General features: G+C 66.2%; 22 protein-coding genes and 1 pseudogene. 9 read left to right on the top strand and 14 right to left on the bottom strand.

Annotation, left to right across the window (positions count from 1 at the left end; genetic code table 11):
- Nucleotides 1–65: 65 nt before the first annotated feature.
- The 3 genes from dtd (at nt 66) to JK358_RS12505 (ending at nt 1,886) form a co-directional block, all read left to right on the top strand.
- A complete protein-coding gene (dtd, locus tag JK358_RS12495; protein ID WP_201946994.1) occupies nt 66–509 on the top strand; it encodes a D-aminoacyl-tRNA deacylase in 444 nt (147 codons plus the stop codon).
- Nucleotides 510–640: 131 nt separating this feature from the next.
- Nucleotides 641–1,189: a hypothetical protein gene (locus JK358_RS12500; protein ID WP_201946996.1), complete on the top strand. Its 549-nt coding sequence runs from the start codon at nt 641–643 to the stop codon at nt 1,187–1,189.
- Nucleotides 1,190–1,286: 97 nt separating this feature from the next.
- Nucleotides 1,287–1,886 carry an AAA family ATPase gene (locus JK358_RS12505; RefSeq protein ID WP_201946998.1) on the top strand — a complete coding sequence of 200 codons (600 nt, stop codon included), beginning with the start codon at nt 1,287–1,289 and terminating at the stop codon, nt 1,884–1,886.
- Between the two features lie 5 nt (nt 1,887–1,891).
- Here JK358_RS12505 and JK358_RS12510 read toward each other — a convergent pair whose 3' ends face one another.
- The 11 genes from JK358_RS12510 to JK358_RS12560 form a co-directional block, all read right to left on the bottom strand.
- A complete protein-coding gene (locus JK358_RS12510; RefSeq protein WP_201947000.1) occupies nt 1,892–2,710 on the bottom strand; it encodes an SDR family NAD(P)-dependent oxidoreductase in 819 nt (272 codons plus the stop codon).
- Between the two features lie 69 nt (nt 2,711–2,779).
- Nucleotides 2,780–3,580 carry a type I methionyl aminopeptidase gene (map, locus tag JK358_RS12515; RefSeq protein ID WP_201947002.1) on the bottom strand — a complete coding sequence of 267 codons (801 nt, stop codon included), beginning with the start codon at nt 3,578–3,580 and terminating at the stop codon, nt 2,780–2,782.
- Nucleotides 3,580–4,125, bottom strand: coding sequence for an adenylate kinase (locus JK358_RS12520; RefSeq protein ID WP_201947004.1), 546 nt, complete (start codon nt 4,123–4,125; stop codon nt 3,580–3,582). Before JK358_RS12520 ends, map begins: the two co-directional genes overlap by 1 nt.
- Nucleotides 4,122–5,441: a preprotein translocase subunit SecY gene (gene secY / locus JK358_RS12525; RefSeq protein ID WP_201947006.1), complete on the bottom strand. Its 1,320-nt coding sequence runs from the start codon at nt 5,439–5,441 to the stop codon at nt 4,122–4,124. The genes JK358_RS12520 and secY overlap by 4 nt, the downstream gene beginning before the upstream one ends.
- 154 nt (nt 5,442–5,595) lie before the next feature.
- The gene (gene rplO / locus JK358_RS12530; RefSeq protein ID WP_201947009.1) at nt 5,596–6,039 is read right to left on the bottom strand and encodes a 50S ribosomal protein L15; all 444 of its coding nucleotides are present in this window, start codon (nt 6,037–6,039) and stop codon (nt 5,596–5,598) included.
- 3 nt (nt 6,040–6,042) lie between these two features.
- On the bottom strand, nt 6,043–6,222 hold the full coding sequence (rpmD, locus tag JK358_RS12535; protein ID WP_201947011.1) for a 50S ribosomal protein L30: 180 nt from the start codon (nt 6,220–6,222) through the stop codon (nt 6,043–6,045).
- Between the two features lies 1 nt (nt 6,223).
- Nucleotides 6,224–6,859, bottom strand: coding sequence for a 30S ribosomal protein S5 (gene rpsE, locus JK358_RS12540; RefSeq protein ID WP_201947013.1), 636 nt, complete (start codon nt 6,857–6,859; stop codon nt 6,224–6,226).
- A gap of 31 nt (nt 6,860–6,890) precedes the next feature.
- Nucleotides 6,891–7,298 (bottom strand): 50S ribosomal protein L18, encoded by a 408-nt coding sequence (gene rplR / locus JK358_RS12545; protein WP_232851166.1) that lies wholly within the window; start codon nt 7,296–7,298, stop codon nt 6,891–6,893.
- A gap of 3 nt (nt 7,299–7,301) precedes the next feature.
- Nucleotides 7,302–7,841, bottom strand: a complete 540-nt coding sequence (gene rplF / locus JK358_RS12550) for a 50S ribosomal protein L6 (RefSeq protein ID WP_201947015.1) — start codon at nt 7,839–7,841, stop codon at nt 7,302–7,304.
- Between the two features lie 14 nt (nt 7,842–7,855).
- Nucleotides 7,856–8,254 (bottom strand): 30S ribosomal protein S8, encoded by a 399-nt coding sequence (gene rpsH, locus JK358_RS12555; RefSeq protein ID WP_181583013.1) that lies wholly within the window; start codon nt 8,252–8,254, stop codon nt 7,856–7,858.
- A gap of 242 nt (nt 8,255–8,496) precedes the next feature.
- Nucleotides 8,497–9,435: a hypothetical protein gene (locus JK358_RS12560; protein ID WP_201947017.1), complete on the bottom strand. Its 939-nt coding sequence runs from the start codon at nt 9,433–9,435 to the stop codon at nt 8,497–8,499.
- Between the two features lie 102 nt (nt 9,436–9,537).
- On the opposite strand from JK358_RS12560, the gene JK358_RS12565 reads away from it, so the two are divergent.
- The 4 genes from JK358_RS12565 (at nt 9,538) to JK358_RS12580 (ending at nt 12,252) form a co-directional block, all read left to right on the top strand.
- On the top strand, nt 9,538–9,951 hold the full coding sequence (locus JK358_RS12565; protein WP_201947019.1) for a MerR family transcriptional regulator: 414 nt from the start codon (nt 9,538–9,540) through the stop codon (nt 9,949–9,951).
- On the top strand, nt 9,951–10,298 hold the full coding sequence (gene trxA / locus JK358_RS12570; RefSeq protein WP_201947020.1) for a thioredoxin: 348 nt from the start codon (nt 9,951–9,953) through the stop codon (nt 10,296–10,298). The genes JK358_RS12565 and trxA overlap by 1 nt, the downstream gene beginning before the upstream one ends.
- Nucleotides 10,299–10,402: 104 nt before the next feature.
- A complete protein-coding gene (locus JK358_RS39980; protein WP_307817484.1) occupies nt 10,403–11,635 on the top strand; it encodes a CAP domain-containing protein in 1,233 nt (410 codons plus the stop codon).
- 143 nt (nt 11,636–11,778) lie between these two features.
- Nucleotides 11,779–12,252, top strand: a complete 474-nt coding sequence (locus tag JK358_RS12580) for an SRPBCC family protein (protein WP_201947022.1) — start codon at nt 11,779–11,781, stop codon at nt 12,250–12,252.
- Between the two features lie 58 nt (nt 12,253–12,310).
- On the opposite strand, the gene JK358_RS12585 is transcribed toward JK358_RS12580, so the two are convergent.
- Nucleotides 12,311–12,601 carry a hypothetical protein gene (locus JK358_RS12585; RefSeq protein WP_201947024.1) on the bottom strand — a complete coding sequence of 97 codons (291 nt, stop codon included), beginning with the start codon at nt 12,599–12,601 and terminating at the stop codon, nt 12,311–12,313.
- Between the two features lie 242 nt (nt 12,602–12,843).
- On the opposite strand from JK358_RS12585, the gene JK358_RS12590 reads away from it, so the two are divergent.
- Nucleotides 12,844–13,740, top strand: a complete 897-nt coding sequence (locus JK358_RS12590; protein WP_201947026.1) for a bile acid:sodium symporter family protein — start codon at nt 12,844–12,846, stop codon at nt 13,738–13,740.
- A 507-nt stretch (nt 13,741–14,247) separates the two neighbouring features.
- On the opposite strand, the pseudogene JK358_RS40630 reads toward JK358_RS12590, so the two are convergent.
- A pseudogene (locus JK358_RS40630) lies at nt 14,248–14,445 on the bottom strand (HEAT repeat domain-containing protein); the annotation flags it as partial.
- Nucleotides 14,446–14,555: 110 nt separating this feature from the next.
- Between JK358_RS40630 and JK358_RS12600 the strand changes: the two are divergent.
- Complete coding sequence (locus JK358_RS12600; RefSeq protein WP_201947028.1) at nt 14,556–14,900, top strand: hypothetical protein; 345 nt, start codon at nt 14,556–14,558, stop codon at nt 14,898–14,900.
- Nucleotides 14,901–14,996: 96 nt separating this feature from the next.
- Here JK358_RS12600 and JK358_RS12605 read toward each other — a convergent pair whose 3' ends face one another.
- Nucleotides 14,997–15,977: a phosphatidylinositol-specific phospholipase C gene (locus JK358_RS12605; protein WP_201947030.1), complete on the bottom strand. Its 981-nt coding sequence runs from the start codon at nt 15,975–15,977 to the stop codon at nt 14,997–14,999.
- Nucleotides 15,978–16,064 lie beyond the last annotated feature (87 nt).

Below are 16,064 nucleotides of genomic sequence, written 5' to 3' on the forward strand. Positions count from 1 at the left end.
AAAGGAATTCACGGTGCGACCGGGGCCCTGCGGTCCCACCGCCTTGATCTGCGATGATGCAGGTCGTGCGAGTACTGGTACAGCGGGTGAGTTCCGCGCGGGTGAGCGTGGACGACGAGGTGGTCGGGCAGATCGATCCGGCGGCACACGGTGCGCCCCAGGGGCTGGTCGCGCTGGTCGGGGTCACCCACAGCGATACCGAGGCCACCGCGAAAGCATTGGCCGACAAAGTGTTCCGGCTGCGGATTCTGGACGGGGAGCGCTCGGCCGCTGATCTGGGCGCGCCGATCCTGGTGATCAGCCAGTTCACGCTGTACGCCGACACCGCCAAGGGGCGGCGGCCGTCCTGGAACAATGCCGCGCCCGGGGGCGTCGCCGAGCCGCTGGTGGAGAAGTTCGCGGCGACGCTGCGGGAATTGGGCGCGACGGTGGCGACCGGGCGCTTCGGGGCGCACATGAAGGTGGAACTGATCAATGACGGGCCGGTCACCCTCATGCTGGAATCCTGAATTCCAGCGAGACCTGGGCCACGTATTTTCAGACCTGTGAGAACGCAGATAAACATGAGCTTTTCATAAGAGGACGGGGATAAATTCGAGGAAGAGGCAAACAGTCTCGCACTTCTCGAAGGACCCTTTCCATGAAGAAGAACTTTGTTGTGAAGGCCGGAATCGGCACCGTCGCGCTGGCTGTTCCGGCATTCCTGCTCCTCGGCGCGGGCACCGCCTCGGCCGCCACCGTCACCCCCGATACTGCGGCCCAGCCCGCCGCAACACAGCCTGTGGCGGCCCCGATCGCCGCCTCCAACCCGATCGCCAGCGGCGCGGCCGTGGGAGCGGGCATCGGCGCTGGTGTGGGCGCTGTCGGCGGCGGCATCGTCGGCGGCGTGGCCGGGCTGCCCGCGGGCGCGGCCGGAGCTCTCGTCGGCATTCCGGTGGGCGCTGTCACCGGCGCCGCCATCGGCGGCGCGATCGGCCTGCCCGCCGTCCCGCTCGAAGGCGCGACCATTCCGGGCGGCGCGATCACCGGCGGTCTCGTCGGCGGCGCGCTCGGCTTCGCCGCTGGTGAAGCCGTCCCCGTGGCCGTCGGCGCGGGCGTCGGCGCGGCCATCGGCACCGGTGTGGGCGCGGGTATCGGCGCTGCGGTCGGGGCCACCAATCCGAGCGTCGTCCCGAACGTGGTGCCCTGAAAGCACACGGCGACAACCATCTTCGTAGGCCCGCCCCGGAAGCAGCCCGGGAGCGGGCCTGGTGCCGTACCCGCCCGATCTGGCTAGGGTGGCTTGCATGCTTCTGTGGATCAACGGACCGTTCGGCGGTGGAAAGACCCAGACCGCATTCGAATTGGAGCGGCGGCTGCCCGGCAGCGTGGTGTGCGATCCGGAGATGGTCGGATTCGGATTACATCGCACCATCCCGGCCGAATTGCGCACGGACTTCCAGGATTTCCCCGCCTGGCGACAAGGTGTCTTCGAAGTATTGGATCTCGTGCTGAAAAAGCACGACGGCGTGGTGATCGCGCCGATGACCGTCGTGGTGCCGCAGTATTTCGAGGAAACAGTCGGGCGGCTGCGCGAAAGCGGCCACGACGTCAAACATTTCGCGCTCCTCGCCGAACCCGGCACCGTCGTCGGCAGGCTCCGGGAACGCGGCCTCTACGGCCTGCGCCACGACAGCTGGGCCCTCGCGCAGGTCGACCGCTGCCTCGACGCGCTCGCGGACCCACGCTTCGCCGAGCACATCCACACCGACCACATCGACATCACCGACGTGGCCGACCGCATCGCCGCATCGGCGGGGCTCACCCTCGAACCCGATACCGACGGGCCGATCCGCACCCGACTGCGCCGAGCCCTGGTGGGCGTCAAGCACATGCGCTTCTTCTGAACCGCCTAGGACACCCAGCCGGCCATCGTGCCCTGCACGGCCGAGCCATCCAGGTCGCCGAGTTTGGCTCCGACGAAATCCCTTGCCCAGTCCGAGGTTTGCCACCGGAACACGATCGGCTCGGCTGTCAGCGCCCGCATGATCACTGCCGCAACGTCTTCCGCCGTCTGGCCGGCCGTGTACGCCCCCAGGGTGCGGTCGATGTATGCCCGCAGAGCGGGCGCGTACGGACCGGCCTCGGCAATGGCCCGCGCCGGATCGATCCCCGCGTTCGCCACGAATTCCGTTGTCACAGCGCCCGGTTCGACCACGGCGACGCCGACGCCGACGGTGGCGGCCACCGGGGCCAGACTCTCCATGAAACCCTCCACGGCGAACTTGGCCGCGCAGTAGGCCTCGTTGAAGGGCTGGCCGACCACGCCACCCACACTCGTCACCGTCACCACGCGGCCGCCGCTCGCGCGCAGATGCGGCATCGCGGTGCGGGTCACCTCGACGACACCGAAGAAGTTGACCTCCAGCGCCCGGCGGATGTCGGACATGTCCAGATTCTCGACGGTGCCGAGTACGGAGGCGCCCGCGTTGTTGATCACGGCGTCCAGACGCCCGTAGTCGGCGACGACACCGGACACGCAGTCCGCCACCGACTTCGGATCCGTCACATCCAACTGCCGGACATCCGCGCCGGTCGCCCGCACGGCCTCCCCGCGCGCCGGGTTCCGCAGCGTCGCCACTGTCCGGTATCCGGCCGCCACGGCCGCGGCGGCCACGGCCAGACCGATGCCGGTCGACGTTCCGGTGATGAGTACCACCCTGTCGCTCATGTGCTCATCCAACACGACGAACGCCGCACCCCTCCCGAAGGAGAGATACGGCGTTTCGTACGCGGGTGGCTATTCCGGACGCAGGGTCAGGATGCGCGGGCCGTCCTCGGTGACGGCGACCGTGTGCTCCCAGTGCGCGGCGCGGGAACCATCGGTGGTGACGACAGTCCAATCGTCTTCCAGCGTCTTGGTTTCCGTGGTGCCGAGGGTGAGCATGGGCTCGATGGCCAGGACCGAGCCGACGCGCAGCAGCGGGCCCTTGCCCGGCTTGCCCTCGTTCGGCAGGAAGGGGTCCATGTGCATCTCGCGGCCGATGGCGTGGCCGCCGTAGCCGTCGACGATGCCGTAGGCGCGGCCGTGCTCGGCTTCGGCTGCCCGCGTGCCCAATTCGATGGCGTGCGAGACGTCGGTGAGCCGGTTGCCCGGGAGCATGGCGGCGATACCGGCCTCCATGGACAGCTTGGTGGCCTCGCTCAGCAGGCGATCGGCCTCGATGATCTGGCCGACGCCGAACGTCCACGCCGAATCACCGTGCCAGCCGTCCAGGATCGCGCCGCAGTCGATCGACACCAGATCGCCCTCGGCGAGGATGTCCTCGGAGTTCGGGATCCCGTGCACCACACGGTCGTTGACCGAGGAGCAGATGGACCCCGGGAAACCGTGGTAGCCCTTGAACGACGGCACCGCTCCCGCATCACGGATGACCTGCTCGGCGACCTCGTCCAACTCCAGGGTGGAAACCCCGGGCTTGGCGGCGGTGCGCACCGCCACCAGCGCGCGACCGACGATCTCGCCGGCCGCCGCCATGGCGTCCAGTTCACCGGCGGTGCGGAAGGGCACCACCTTCTTGGTCTTACGGCCGAAGACCATTAACGACCCAGGGCCTTCATGATCCGCTCATTGACCTCGTCGATTTCGCCGACGCCGTCGATGGCGGTGATGTGGCCGTCGTAGTAGGACAGCAAAGGCTCGGTCTCCTCGCGGTAGACGCGCATGCGGTTGCGGATGACCTCTTCGGTGTCGTCGGCGCGCTTACGAGCCAGCATGCGCTCGACGAGGATCTCCTCGGCGACCTCGAGCGAGATGACCGTCTGGAGCTCGTGACCGGACTCCTTGAGCATCTTCTCCAGGGCCTCGGCCTGGTCGATGGTGCGCGGGTAACCGTCCAGCACGAAACCGTTCACCGCGTCCGGCTCGGCGATGCGGGCCTCGACCATGCGGTTGGTGACATCGGAGGGGACGAGGTTGCCCGCGTCCAGGTACTGCTGCGCCTCGCGACCCAGCGGGGTCTGCTCGGAGATGTTGGTGCGGAAGAGGTTCCCGGTGGAGATGTGCGGGACACCGAGTTTCTCCGCAACCTGTTCGGCCTGCGTGCCTTTACCGGCGCCGGGCGGTCCGAGAAAAACAAGTCTCACTTCAGGAACCCTTCGTAGTTACGGTTCATCAATTGGCTCTCGATCTGCTTGACCGTATCGAGGCCGACACTCACGATGATCAGCACCGCGGTACCGCCGAACGGCAAGTTCTGTACACCGGTGTTGTTACCGATATTCAGGAACACATTCGGGAGCACCGCCACCGCGCCCAGATAGAGCGAACCGGGCAGCGTGATGCGGCTGAGTACGTAGTTCAGGTAATCGGCAGTGGGCTTGCCCGGCCGATAACCGGGGATGAAGCCGCCGAACTTCTTCATCTCGTCCGCGCGTTCCTCCGGGTTGAAGGTGATCGCGACGTAGAAGTAGGTGAAGAACACGATCATCGCGAAGTAGATCGTGACGTACACCGGGTTGCTGGGGTTGACCAGATACTTCTGGATCAGCTCCTGCCACTTGGCCGGATCGCCGGAGGTGTCCTTGGTCAACTGCGCCAACAGGTTCGGCAGATACAGCAGCGAGGACGCGAAGATCACCGGGATGACGCCGGCCTGGTTCACCTTCAGCGGCAGGTAGGTCGAGGAGCCGCCGTACATCTTGCGGCCGACCACGCGCTTGGCGTACTGCACCGGGATCCGGCGCTGGCCCTGCTCGACGAAGATGACGCCGACGATGACGACGAGCGCGGCCAGGATGACCAGCGCGAACTTGATCTTGGAGCCGGAATCCCAGATGGTCTTGCCCTCAGCGGGGATTCGCGCGGCGATACCGGCGAAGATGAGCAGCGACATACCGTTGCCGATACCGCGCTCGGTGATCTGCTCGCCGAACCACATCACCAGTGCCGCACCGGCCGTCATGACCAGCACGATGATGACCATGCCGAAAATGCTCGTGTCGTCGAGGATGTCCTTGGGGCAGCCCTGCAGCAGCTGACCGCGCGCAGCGAGCGCCACCAGACCCGTCGACTGGAGAACAGCCAGGGCGATCGACAGATAACGCGTGTACTGCGTCATCTTCGATTGGCCCGCTTGGCCTTCCTTGCGAAGTTCCTCGAACCGCGGAATGACGACGGTCAGCAGCTGGATGATGATGCTCGCCGTGATGTACGGCATGATGCCGATCGCGAACACCGAGAGCTGCAGCAGCGCGCCGCCGGAGAAGAGGTTGATCAACTGGTAGATACCGGCGGAATCACCGCCGTTGACCAGGTCCACACACTCTTGAACGTTCTTGTAACTGACGCCCGGGGAGGGCAGCGAGGCACCGAGCCGGTACAACGCGATCAGGCCCAGCGTGAAGAGAATCTTCCGCCGTAAGTCCGGGGTCCGGAAAGCCGACACGAAGGCGGAAAGCACAGATCCTCCTGGCTAACGACATGGGTCAGGCCATGACTTCAGCGAATGGACAACGCCGATAGACATGACGGTGTTGGCAGACAACACTTGAACTTTAACAGTGACACCGGGCGAGCTCTCGGCTCGCCCGGCGTCCCTGTGTTTCAGCCTACCGTCAGGCCACAACGGTGGCAGTGCCACCGGCCGCGGTGATCTTCTCCGAAGCGGAGCCCGAGAACTTGTCGGCGGAAACCTGAACGGCCACACCGATTTCGCCCTCGCCGAGCACCTTCACGAGCTCGTTCTTGCGAACGAGGCCCGCGGCGACCAATTCGGCCTTGCCCACGGCGCCGCCCTGCGGGAACAGGCGGGCGATGTCACCGACGTTCACGACCTGGTATTCGGTGCGGAACGGGTTGGTGAAGCCCTTGAGCTTGGGCAGACGCATGTGAATCGGCATCTGACCGCCCTCGAAGCGGACCGGGACGTTCTTGCGAGCCTTCGTACCCTTGGTACCGCGGCCCGCGGTCTTGCCCTTCGAGCCCTCACCGCGACCCACACGGGTCTTCTCGGTCTTGGAGCCCGGGGCCGGACGCAGGTGGTGCAACTTGATGGTCATGCGTTAGACCTCCTCTACGACAACGAGGTGGCGCACGACGTTGATCAGGCCGCGGTTCTGCGCATTGTCCTCACGGACCACGGTCTGGCGGATGCCACGCAGCCCGAGGGTGCGCAGCGAATCGCGCTGGTTCGACTTGGCGCCGATGGACGACTTGGTCTGGGTCACCTTGAGCTGTGCCATATCAGGCCCCCTGTCCCGCGCGCGCCCGCAGCATGCCCGCAGGAGCAACATCCTCGAGCGGCAGACCGCGGCGAGCGGCAACCTCTTCGGGACGCTGCAGCTGCTTGAGGGCAGCAACGGTGGCGTGCACGACGTTGATGGCGTTGTCGCTACCGAGCGACTTGGCCAGGATGTCGTGGATACCGGCGCACTCGAGCACGGCACGAGCCGCGCCACCGGCGATCACACCGGTACCCGGCGAAGCCGGACGCAGCATGACGACACCGGCCGCCGCCTCACCCTGAACCGGGTGGACGATGGTGGAGCCGATCATCGGGACGCGGAAGAAGCCCTTGCGAGCCTCCTCGACACCCTTCTGGATGGCCGCGGGAACTTCCTTGGCCTTGCCGTAGCCGACGCCGACCAGACCGTTGCCGTCGCCGACGATCACGAGGGCGGTGAAGCTGAAGCGACGACCACCCTTCACAACCTTGGAGACGCGGTTGATCGCGACTACGCGCTCGAGCTGGTTGCTCTTCTCCTGCTGCTGCTGGTCGCGGCGGTCGTTACGACGGCCCCGGCCACCATCACGGTCATTGCTGCCATTCTGGCCGGCGGGACCGTTGTTTCCGCCGTCACGCCGCTGACGTCCCGGCATCAGACGTTCCCTTCGTTCGCAGTGTTGATCATCAGAACTTCAGCCCACCTTCACGGGCGGCATCGGCGAGCGCCGCGATACGGCCGTGGTAGTCGTGACCACCACGGTCGAACACGACCGCCTCGACGCCGGCAGCCTTGGCGCGGGCGGCGATGAGCTCGCCGACCTTGGCGCCCTTGGCGGACTTGTCACCCTCGGCGGCACGCACGTCGGCCTCGATCGAGGACGCGGCGGCAATGGTCTTGCCGATCGAGTCGTCGATGAGCTGAGCGTGCAGGTGACGCGAGGAGCGGTTGACCACGAGACGCGGCCGCTCCGCGGTTCCGACGACCTTCTTCCGCAGACGGAAGTGCCGACGCGTCTTGGACAGACGACGCTTGGTCGAAGCATCCTTGCCCACAGGCAGGCGCTTTGCCTTCTGGTTCTCAGTCTGTGCCATGGCTTACTTACCCGTCTTTCCGACCTTGCGGCGAACGACCTCGCCGGCGTAGCGGATGCCCTTGCCCTTGTACGGGTCGGGCTTACGCAGGCCGTGGATCACCGCGGCGATCTGGCCGACCTTCTGCTTGTCGATGCCGGACACCGAGAACTTGGTCGGGGACTCCACCGCGAAGGTGATGCCCTCGGGGGCGTCGACCGGAACCGGGTGGCTGTAGCCCAGGGCGAACTCGAGGTTCGAGCCCTTGGCGGCAACGCGGTAACCGACGCCGAAGATTTCCATCTTCTTCTCGTAGCCCTGGGTCACACCGATGATCATGTTGTTGATCAGGGTGCGGGTCAGGCCGTGCAGCGAACGGTTCAGGCGCTCGTCGTTCGGACGAATCACCTCCAGCTCACCGGACTCGGCCTTGGAAACCGTGATCGGCTCGGCGACCACGTGCGACAGGGTGCCCTTGGAACCCTTCACCGTGATGTTCTGGCCGTCGATGGAAACCTCGACACCGGCGGGAACCGGGATCGGCTTCTTACCGATACGCGACATTGTTCCTACCTCCCTTACCAGACGTAGGCGAGGACTTCCCCGCCTACACTCTGCTGCTTGGCCTGGCGGTCCGTGAGAAGGCCCTGCGACGTGGAGATGATCGCCACGCCCAGGCCACCCAGCACCTTGGGCAGGTTGGTGGACTTCGCGTAAACCCGGAGACCCGGCTTCGACACGCGACGCACACCCTGCAGGGAGCGCTCGCGGCTGGGGCCGTACTTCAGGTCGACGATCAGGGTCTTGCCGACGGTCGCATCTTCGGTGCGGTAATCGGCGATGTAGCCCTCACGCTTCAGGATCTCGGCGATGTTCGCCTTGAGCTTGGAGTGCGGAGCCTTCACCTGATCGTGGTACGCCGAGTTGGCGTTGCGCAGACGGGTCAAGAAGTCTGCGATCGGATCAGTCATGGTCATGAGTTGACCGCTACCTTTCTCGCCGCGGTTCCCATCCAGCACCGTCAGAGATCGGCGGTCGTGGGCCTACGACAATTCGGGATTCGGTCCAGCCGGGATTGCCCGACCGGATAGTGCGCCTCTCGGGCGTATGACCGACGCAGACGCGTACGGACATAGCTGTGCCCAAGCAACCGGTCCAGTGTAAACAAGCCCCCAACCAGGGCCAAATCGGGGTTGCCCGAGGTGGCGAGGCCCACACCTCAGGGGAAGAGCGTGAGGACCTGGGTCAGGATGGTCTCGGCGTCCTCCGGATTCCGGGCGGTCACCGAGACCGTGGGGTACCTCGGGCCGTACTTCAGGCCCGGCTCATCGGGATTGATGGCGGGGCCGACCGTCGCGGTGCGGAAGTGGAAGTCACCCTTCGACGAAACATCCTTGTAGACCGGGTGCCGGCTACCGGGAAGCGTCGTGGGCTCGTCGCCCAGGATCATGTCCTGCTCCTCGTACTCGTACCGCACCGACACCTCGCCGCCGCGGTAGGTGAAGTCGCAGGTTCGCATCCGTCGATCGGCGGGATTCACGGTGATGCCCAGCGCGGGCAGCACATCGCATGGATCGGCGGAGGTGAGCACGGTCCGGGCGGTCTCGGGCGCGGTGCCGCGCTGCGGTTCCCGCACCCACTCGGCCGCAGCGGTCCGCAGGATCGATTCGCCGACCGGGCACGGTTCGGTGCCGAGCGGTGTGGACACGAACAGCATGAGCGCGGCGCCCGCCGGAAACTGCCCTGTGACAGTGCAATTCCGCTCGACCAGCTTCTCGAACTGCTCCTTCGGCAGTGCGTCGCGCTCATCGGCGACCATGACACTCAGCCCGTCTACAGTCTTCTCGGTGACCTTCTGCCCCTTCTGCACGGTCGCCACGACGACCGCCCAATCCAGTTCGATGCCTTTGTAATACTCCGCCGAGCCGATCCCGGCCTCACAGGAATCCGGCTGGTCGTTCACCACCGACCGGACCGCGCCGAGCTTCTCCAGTTCGGCCCTGGGCACCAACGCGCAGGGATCGATGCCCCGCGCCCGGCGCAGCACCTCCAGGCGCTGATCATCGTCCTGCGGTTCGGTGAACCAATACCCGGCCGGCCGCGCGGGCTCGGCATCCTTCGCGCAGCCCGCGATCGCCAGCAGCAAGATCGCGATCACGGCCGGCATCCGCACGACTTTTCCCCCTGGAGAACTCACGCGGCAGAGTCTGCCGGATTCGGGCCTTGCCTTGACGCCCAGGGCAATGTTTACCGTCGGGGTATGAAAATCGGCGAGCTGGCCGCTCGGGCCGGGATCACCACGCGGGCGCTGCGGTTTTATGAGGCGCAGGGGTTGCTCAGTGCGCGGCGGGAAGCCAATGGGTATCGCGAGTACAGCGAGGCCGATGCGCGGGTGGTCGATGAGATCCGGACGTTGCAGGCGGTGGGGTTGAGCCTCGATGACACGCGGCCGTTCGTCGAATGTCTGCGGGCGGGGCATGCGGCCGGGGATTCGTGCGCGGATTCCATCGAGGTTTATCGGCGGAAGATCGCGGAGGTGGACGCGCTGCTCGAGCAGTTGGGGGCGGTGCGGGCGAATCTGGCCGGGAAACTGTCCGATGCCGTTGCCCGGCAAGCGAATCCGTGTGACGGCCGATGGATGGCCGTCGATTCCATTGCTACAGAGGAGTGCTGATGTCCACCGAACAGATCACGGCCGAGGTCGCTGTCGTCACCGACGAGAACTTCGCACGGGAGGTGCTGGAGCAGGAGCTGCCTGTGCTGGTGGACTTCTGGGCGGAATGGTGCCCGCCGTGCCGGATGATCGCGCCGGTGCTGGGTGAGATCGCGCGGGAGAAGACCGGGGAATTTCTCATCCGGAAATTGGACGCTGATGAGAACCCGCTCACGGCAAGGGAATACAAGGTGCTGTCGATGCCCACGCTGATTCTGTTCCGCAACGGCGTGCCGGTGCGCACGATCGTGGGTGCTCGTCCCAAGGTCCGGCTGCTCGCCGAGTTGAATGCCGCGCTGAGCGAATAACCGGGCGGTCCCAGCTGCGAACGTGGCCGCGGCCGCGCCGTCCTGGAATGATCGGTGCAGGGGGATGCGCCGCGCTTCCTCCGAGCTTCCCGTGGAGAGTTGACGTGCGCGAACTGACGCCCGGAGGCGTAATCCCCCTGCCCGACGGAACACTGACGATGCGGGCGCCGGCGACGCTCGACCTGTCGGTGATCATTACCGGCGACAGCGGCAGGGTCGACGCGGACGCCGACTTCGTGTTCTACAACCAGCCGACCACGCCGGGGGTCCGGCTGCACGGCAGCACCGTGACGGTGGAACGAAATCTGCTGCGCGCCGGGGCGACTCGGCTCACACTCGCGGCCAGCCCGGCACAGCACAACGCACCGATCGGACGGCCCGAATTGCGTGTCAGCGGGCGCGGTCTCGAACTGCGGTTCACCGCGCCGGCCACGCCCGGGATACGGGCACTGCTGCTCGCGGAGGTGTATCGCCGGGGCGGGGAGTGGCGGCTGCGGGCAATGGGGCAGGGCTACGCCGACGGATTGGCGGGCATCGCAAGGGATTACGGTGTCGATGTGACCGAGGACAACGGCCCAGCAGCCGCGCCCACTTCGCGTGCCGGGCTGCCGACGGGCGCACAGCCGAACGCCGGGCCTTCCGGCGCGACACCCCATACCGCCGGACCGCACGCGGCGGCCCCGTACGGCGCGGACCCCCATCGGGCGACTCCGGGCGCCGCGGCCGCGCGCTCGGGCACCTCGGACCCGTACTCCGCAGCGCCACGCTCGGGCACTTCGGACCCGAATACCGCGGCCCCGCGCTCCGGCGCCCCGGACCCGAACAATGCGGTCCCACGCTCCGGTGACGCGGACTCGAAGGCCGCGTTTCCACGCGCGGGCACCGCGTTCCCGCGCGCAGCCGATCCGTCCACTGCCGCTCGGCCGGCGACATCTCGCGCCTCGGCCGCGGGCGGTGCGTGGATCAGCGCCGATGTCTCCGAGGTCATCGCGCTGACCAACGCCGAGCGGGCCCGGCACGGAATGCGGCCCCTCGCCCACGACGTGCGGTTGAGCGCGGTCGCCCGGAAGCACAGTGCGGACATGCTCGAACGCGGGTACTTCTCGCACACCGGCCTGGACGGGCGGCAGCCGTGGGATCGCGCGAAAGACGAGGGCATCGACTATCGCGGTATCGCGGAGAACATCGCGTGGGGGCAGCGCAGCGCCGCCGAGGTCGTGGACGGCTGGATGAACAGTCCCGGGCATCGCGCCAATATCCTCACCCCGGAGTTCACCAATATCGGCGTCGGCCGCGTGGGCGATCACTGGACGCAGCTCTTCGGCCTGGCCTGGTGATCTCCAGCGGGCCGAAACCGACAGGGAGACACGGCCGCCGAAATTTCCCGCGGCGAACCGATTAATCCGGCAGGCTCGTCTCGTCCAATGTTTCGAGGCCGCACACATGCGGCGACAAACCCATACAGGACGAGGACAGAACGATGAGCAACCCCGAAACCACCTACACCGCCGAGCCCAACAGCCACGTCGCCACCGTCAGCGCCGTCATCGACGCGCCGAAGGCCGCCGTCTACCGCGCCCACACCGAGATCGACCTGTACCTGCGCTGGTGGGGACCCCGCGAACTCACCAGCAAGGTCGAGAAGTTCGAACCCGTCACCGGCGGCTCGTGGCGGATCTCGCACGTCGACCCGGAGGGCAACGAGTACGGCTTCCGCGGCGTGTACCACGAGGTCAGCGCCGATCGCATCGTCCACACCTTCGAATTCGACGGCACCCCCGGGCACGTTTCCCTGGAGACCATCACCTTCGAAGAGGTGGACGGGAAGACCAAGGTCACCACGCTGTCGGTGTTCCAGTCCGTCGAGGATCGCGACGGGATGGCGCAGTCCGGTATGGAAGAGTTCGCGCCGATCGGAATGGCACAGCTGCAGGAAGTGGCAGCCTCGTTGTGACACAGGCTGATTCGCGCGATTGAAGCCCTTCCGAATCCCGGTTCGGAAGGGCTTCGAGCTATCGGCCGACCACTCCGGCCCAGGCGTCGAGCAGAATTCCCTTCTGCGCCAGGCCCGGACCGTTGCAGCTGACCGTGTTGCCCCACGGGGTCAGGTAGTAGCCGGTCGTGAAAATCGGGGCCTGCCAAGGGCCGTCGGGCAGATACCAGCCCAGGCAGCGGACATTTCCGCTGTACCAGGTGCCGTCGTCGGGGCAGGTGAAGGTCGCGCTGTCCCAGGTCCGATCGATGCGGCAATCCTGGGGTGCGGCGGATGAGGTTCCCGCCGCGGCGACCACACCGGCCGCCATTACTCCGAAAACAATCCCACCTGCGAAAAGCTTGCGAACGCCGCCAACCACAAGGATCTCCTTCGTTCCAGCGAGTTTGCTTGATATTCGCGGCCATTCGATCACGTGTTACCGGCGTCGGGCCGGTGAACTGCGCGGTTCGGGTGCGACGTGGGTCACAATCGTCTACTCTTCGAACACTCTGAAACGTTTGGGTCTCAGAGTCCGGGTCGTCGGATCCGGTCGATGGAGTGAGGAACGCCATGGATTCGCCACTGGTCTCCGTGGGGCTGCCGCTGGCCCTGGCCGTGATCATGTTCGGGCTGGGGTTGTCCCTCACCGTCGACGACTTCACCCGGGTGGTACGCCATCCCCGGACCGTCGGCGTCGCGCTGGCCTGCCAGCTGATCGTATTGCCCGCTGCCGCATTCGGTTTGGTGCTGCTGTTCGATCTGCCGCCGCTGCTGGCCGTGGGCATGATGCTGCTCGCCGCCTCACCCGGGGGCACCACCGCCAACCTCTTCAGCCACCTCTTCCGGGGTGACGTGGCATTGAATGTGACTCTCACAGCGGTGAATTCGGTGATTGCCGTATTCACCCTGCCCCTGATCACCAATTTCGCGATCCGCTATTTCGACCCCGACGAATCCGGTGCGGTGGGGCTGCAATTCGGTAAGGCCGTGCAGGTCTTCGCCATCGTGCTCATCCCGGTGATCATCGGCATGATCGTGCGCCGCACCTCCCCCGCCTTCGCCGACCGCATGGACCGTTCCGTCCGCATCGGCTCAGCGGTGGTCCTCGCCCTCGTCGTCATCGGAACCATGGTCGCCGAACGCGATAATCTCGTCTCCTACCTGGCCGACGTGGGCGCTGTGACCACCCTCTTCTGCCTGATCAGCCTCACTGCAGGCTATTTCGTCCCCCGCCTCCTCGGCGTCGACACCCGCCAATCGATCGCCTGCTCCATGGAAATCGGCATCCACAACAGCACCATCGCCATCACCATCGCGCTCAGCGTCCTGGACAGCACCGAAATGGCCGTCCCCCCAGCCGTCTACGGCGTCCTCATGTTCCCGCTCGCCGCCACCTTCGGCTGGCTCATCACCCGCCGCCACACCCGGGAATCCTCCGGAACCGAATCCGCCCCGACCACGGCTTAGCGGGAACACGCCTAGATTGTCGAGGTCGCTCAGCATGTAGGCGATGTAATCGAGATCGGCGTCGTAAGGCTCGCGGCCGAGCACTTCGAGCACCGCCGACATGCCTTGGGGTCCGCCATAGCGAACCAGCTGTTCGGCGGCGTCGACCTGCATCGTGACGATGGGGTCGCCGGCCGTGATCTGTTCCAGGCGCCGGCGGGCTTGCGGATCCGGCAGATAGCAGCCGAGCACCGGAATGGCGCCTAGGCGGACGGATCCCTTCTCGCTCCACGAATCTCGCAGTGCGTCAGCAAGATTCGATCTGACGATGGGGAGCTCGGCGCCGAAGAGGAGCTCGATCTGGTTGATGCCCTCTCGAACGTTTTCCGGCGGGGACAGGGTCAGAATGGCACGCGCGAGCCGTAGAACCGCGACATGACTGTCGACTTCCAACTCTTGGAGCCGGTAGGCGATGTAATCGGAATCCGGATCATCGACACGGTCACCGAGCTCGCCCAGCACAACTTCCAAACCATCCCGTCCGCCGAAGCGGGCGAGAGTGTCGGCCGCTTCGACCTGAACCGCCTTGTCGTCGTCGGCGAGAAGTTCGGCCAGGCGGCCGAGGGCATCGGGCGACGGCAGCCATCGACCGAGCGCCACCGCCGCAGCCTTCCGGGCCGCCCAGTCCGCCGAGCGCGAATCGGCAAGGGCGCGTGGCAGATCCATGGCCTCCCCACCTGTTCGAGTGTTGTTAGTATCGGTCCGCTCGGTCGGTAATACGGGGGAAGCTTATGCGTGGCAGATCATCCGGGGAATTCGATGGTGGAACGCGACGGATGTCGCGGCGGGTGGCGTATGCCCTGCCCGCCGCAGTAGCCGCCTCCCTGCTCGCCACCGGATGCGGCGGCTCCACACCCAAGAAGACGCCGAAAGCCACGACCTCGGTGAGCGCCGTCGTCTCACGCACCGGCGCGCCGGGCGCACCGCGAACCACCGCGCCCGCGCCGACCACGGTAGTCAAACCGCAGACCACCGCGCCGAATGCCGGGGTACCGCCGACAACCGGAGTCGATATCGACAAGCGGACCACCACCAGGAGCCCGGTGACCACCACCGAGCGGGGTGGACTCGGCGGATCCAATGGCGGCACCGACAATGGCGGCGGCAGCGGTGGCAGCTGATTCGCTTGCGCCCGATGCTATTTCGAGCCACTGAACCATCGTCGAACGAGTCCGAACCGGACGACCCGCGGGTGCTGATGGCAGGTGAGTCCCTGCTCAGAAGTGATTGCGAGCCAGCAGGAGGTCGAGGACGGTGGGGTGGCGGTCCGGGAAATCCATCGCGACGATGCCGAAATGGGCTGGGGTGTGTTGGTTTTCGGTTAGGTAGCGCTGCACTCGGGGCATGATGGCGGCGGCGTTGTCGATGGGCCAGGCGCGGTCGGCGTAGCTGGTGAAGTTGATGTAGAGCTGGGTGTTGTTCGGGTCGGCGGCGGCTTTGTCGAAGCAGGCGGCTATGTGGTCGAATTTGTCGCCGCCGGAGGAGCCGGTGCGGGTGGAACCGGTGCCGGCGGAGCCTGATTCCAGGCCGGCCAGGCCGCGGTTCTGGTAACGGTCCTGGATGTAGAACGTGGAGTTCGAGATAGTGCCGTTGTCGCCGCTGGGCCAGTGCAGGGCGGGCAGGGTGGTGTCGAACTGGGTTATCAGGATGATTCGGCCGCGCGACTCGCCCAGGGTGGGGATGCGGTCGCCTATCCAGAACATGGGGCGGTAGCCCTTGGCGTCCAAGTAGCCCTTGAAGATTCGGTCGAAGTCGGCGCCTACGTCGTTGGCGGTGCCGTTCTCCTTCTTGACTCGCATGATCAGGGTTTCGCCCGGGTTGCGGGCGAGGAAGGTGCGGCAGGCGTTGAGGACGGCGTCGAAGGTGATGCCCTGGTAGGCGGGGCCGTGGTAGATGCCGAAGGAGTCGGCCATGTGGTCTTGGAGGCCGTTGCAGCGGATGTCGAGGAAGCGGATACCGTGTGCGAATTGGTCTGCGAGAGACCAGTTCTGGGTTTGGGCCCAGGGGGTTCCGTTCAGGGGACTCATCGAGCAGGAGTCGTGGGTGCCCGGGATCGTCAGCCGGAGCAGGGAGACGTCGTCGGGGACGGCGGACATCCAGGCGTGCGGGGCGACCACCGCGCGTGCAGGGGCCGCGGTGGCCACGAGAGCTGCGGCGGCCAGGGTGGTCCGGAACAAGCCTCGGCGGGTCACAATCATCTGGACATGAGACCAGGTTTTTGGCTTTCATGAACCACGATCATCGGAAATCGGCCACGCGCCCGCATCGAGCCAGGTAGCGTCCTG

Source organism: Nocardia acididurans (assembly GCF_016741815.1).
In the GTDB taxonomy this organism is placed as follows: Bacteria; Actinomycetota; Actinomycetes; order Mycobacteriales; family Mycobacteriaceae; genus Nocardia; species Nocardia acididurans.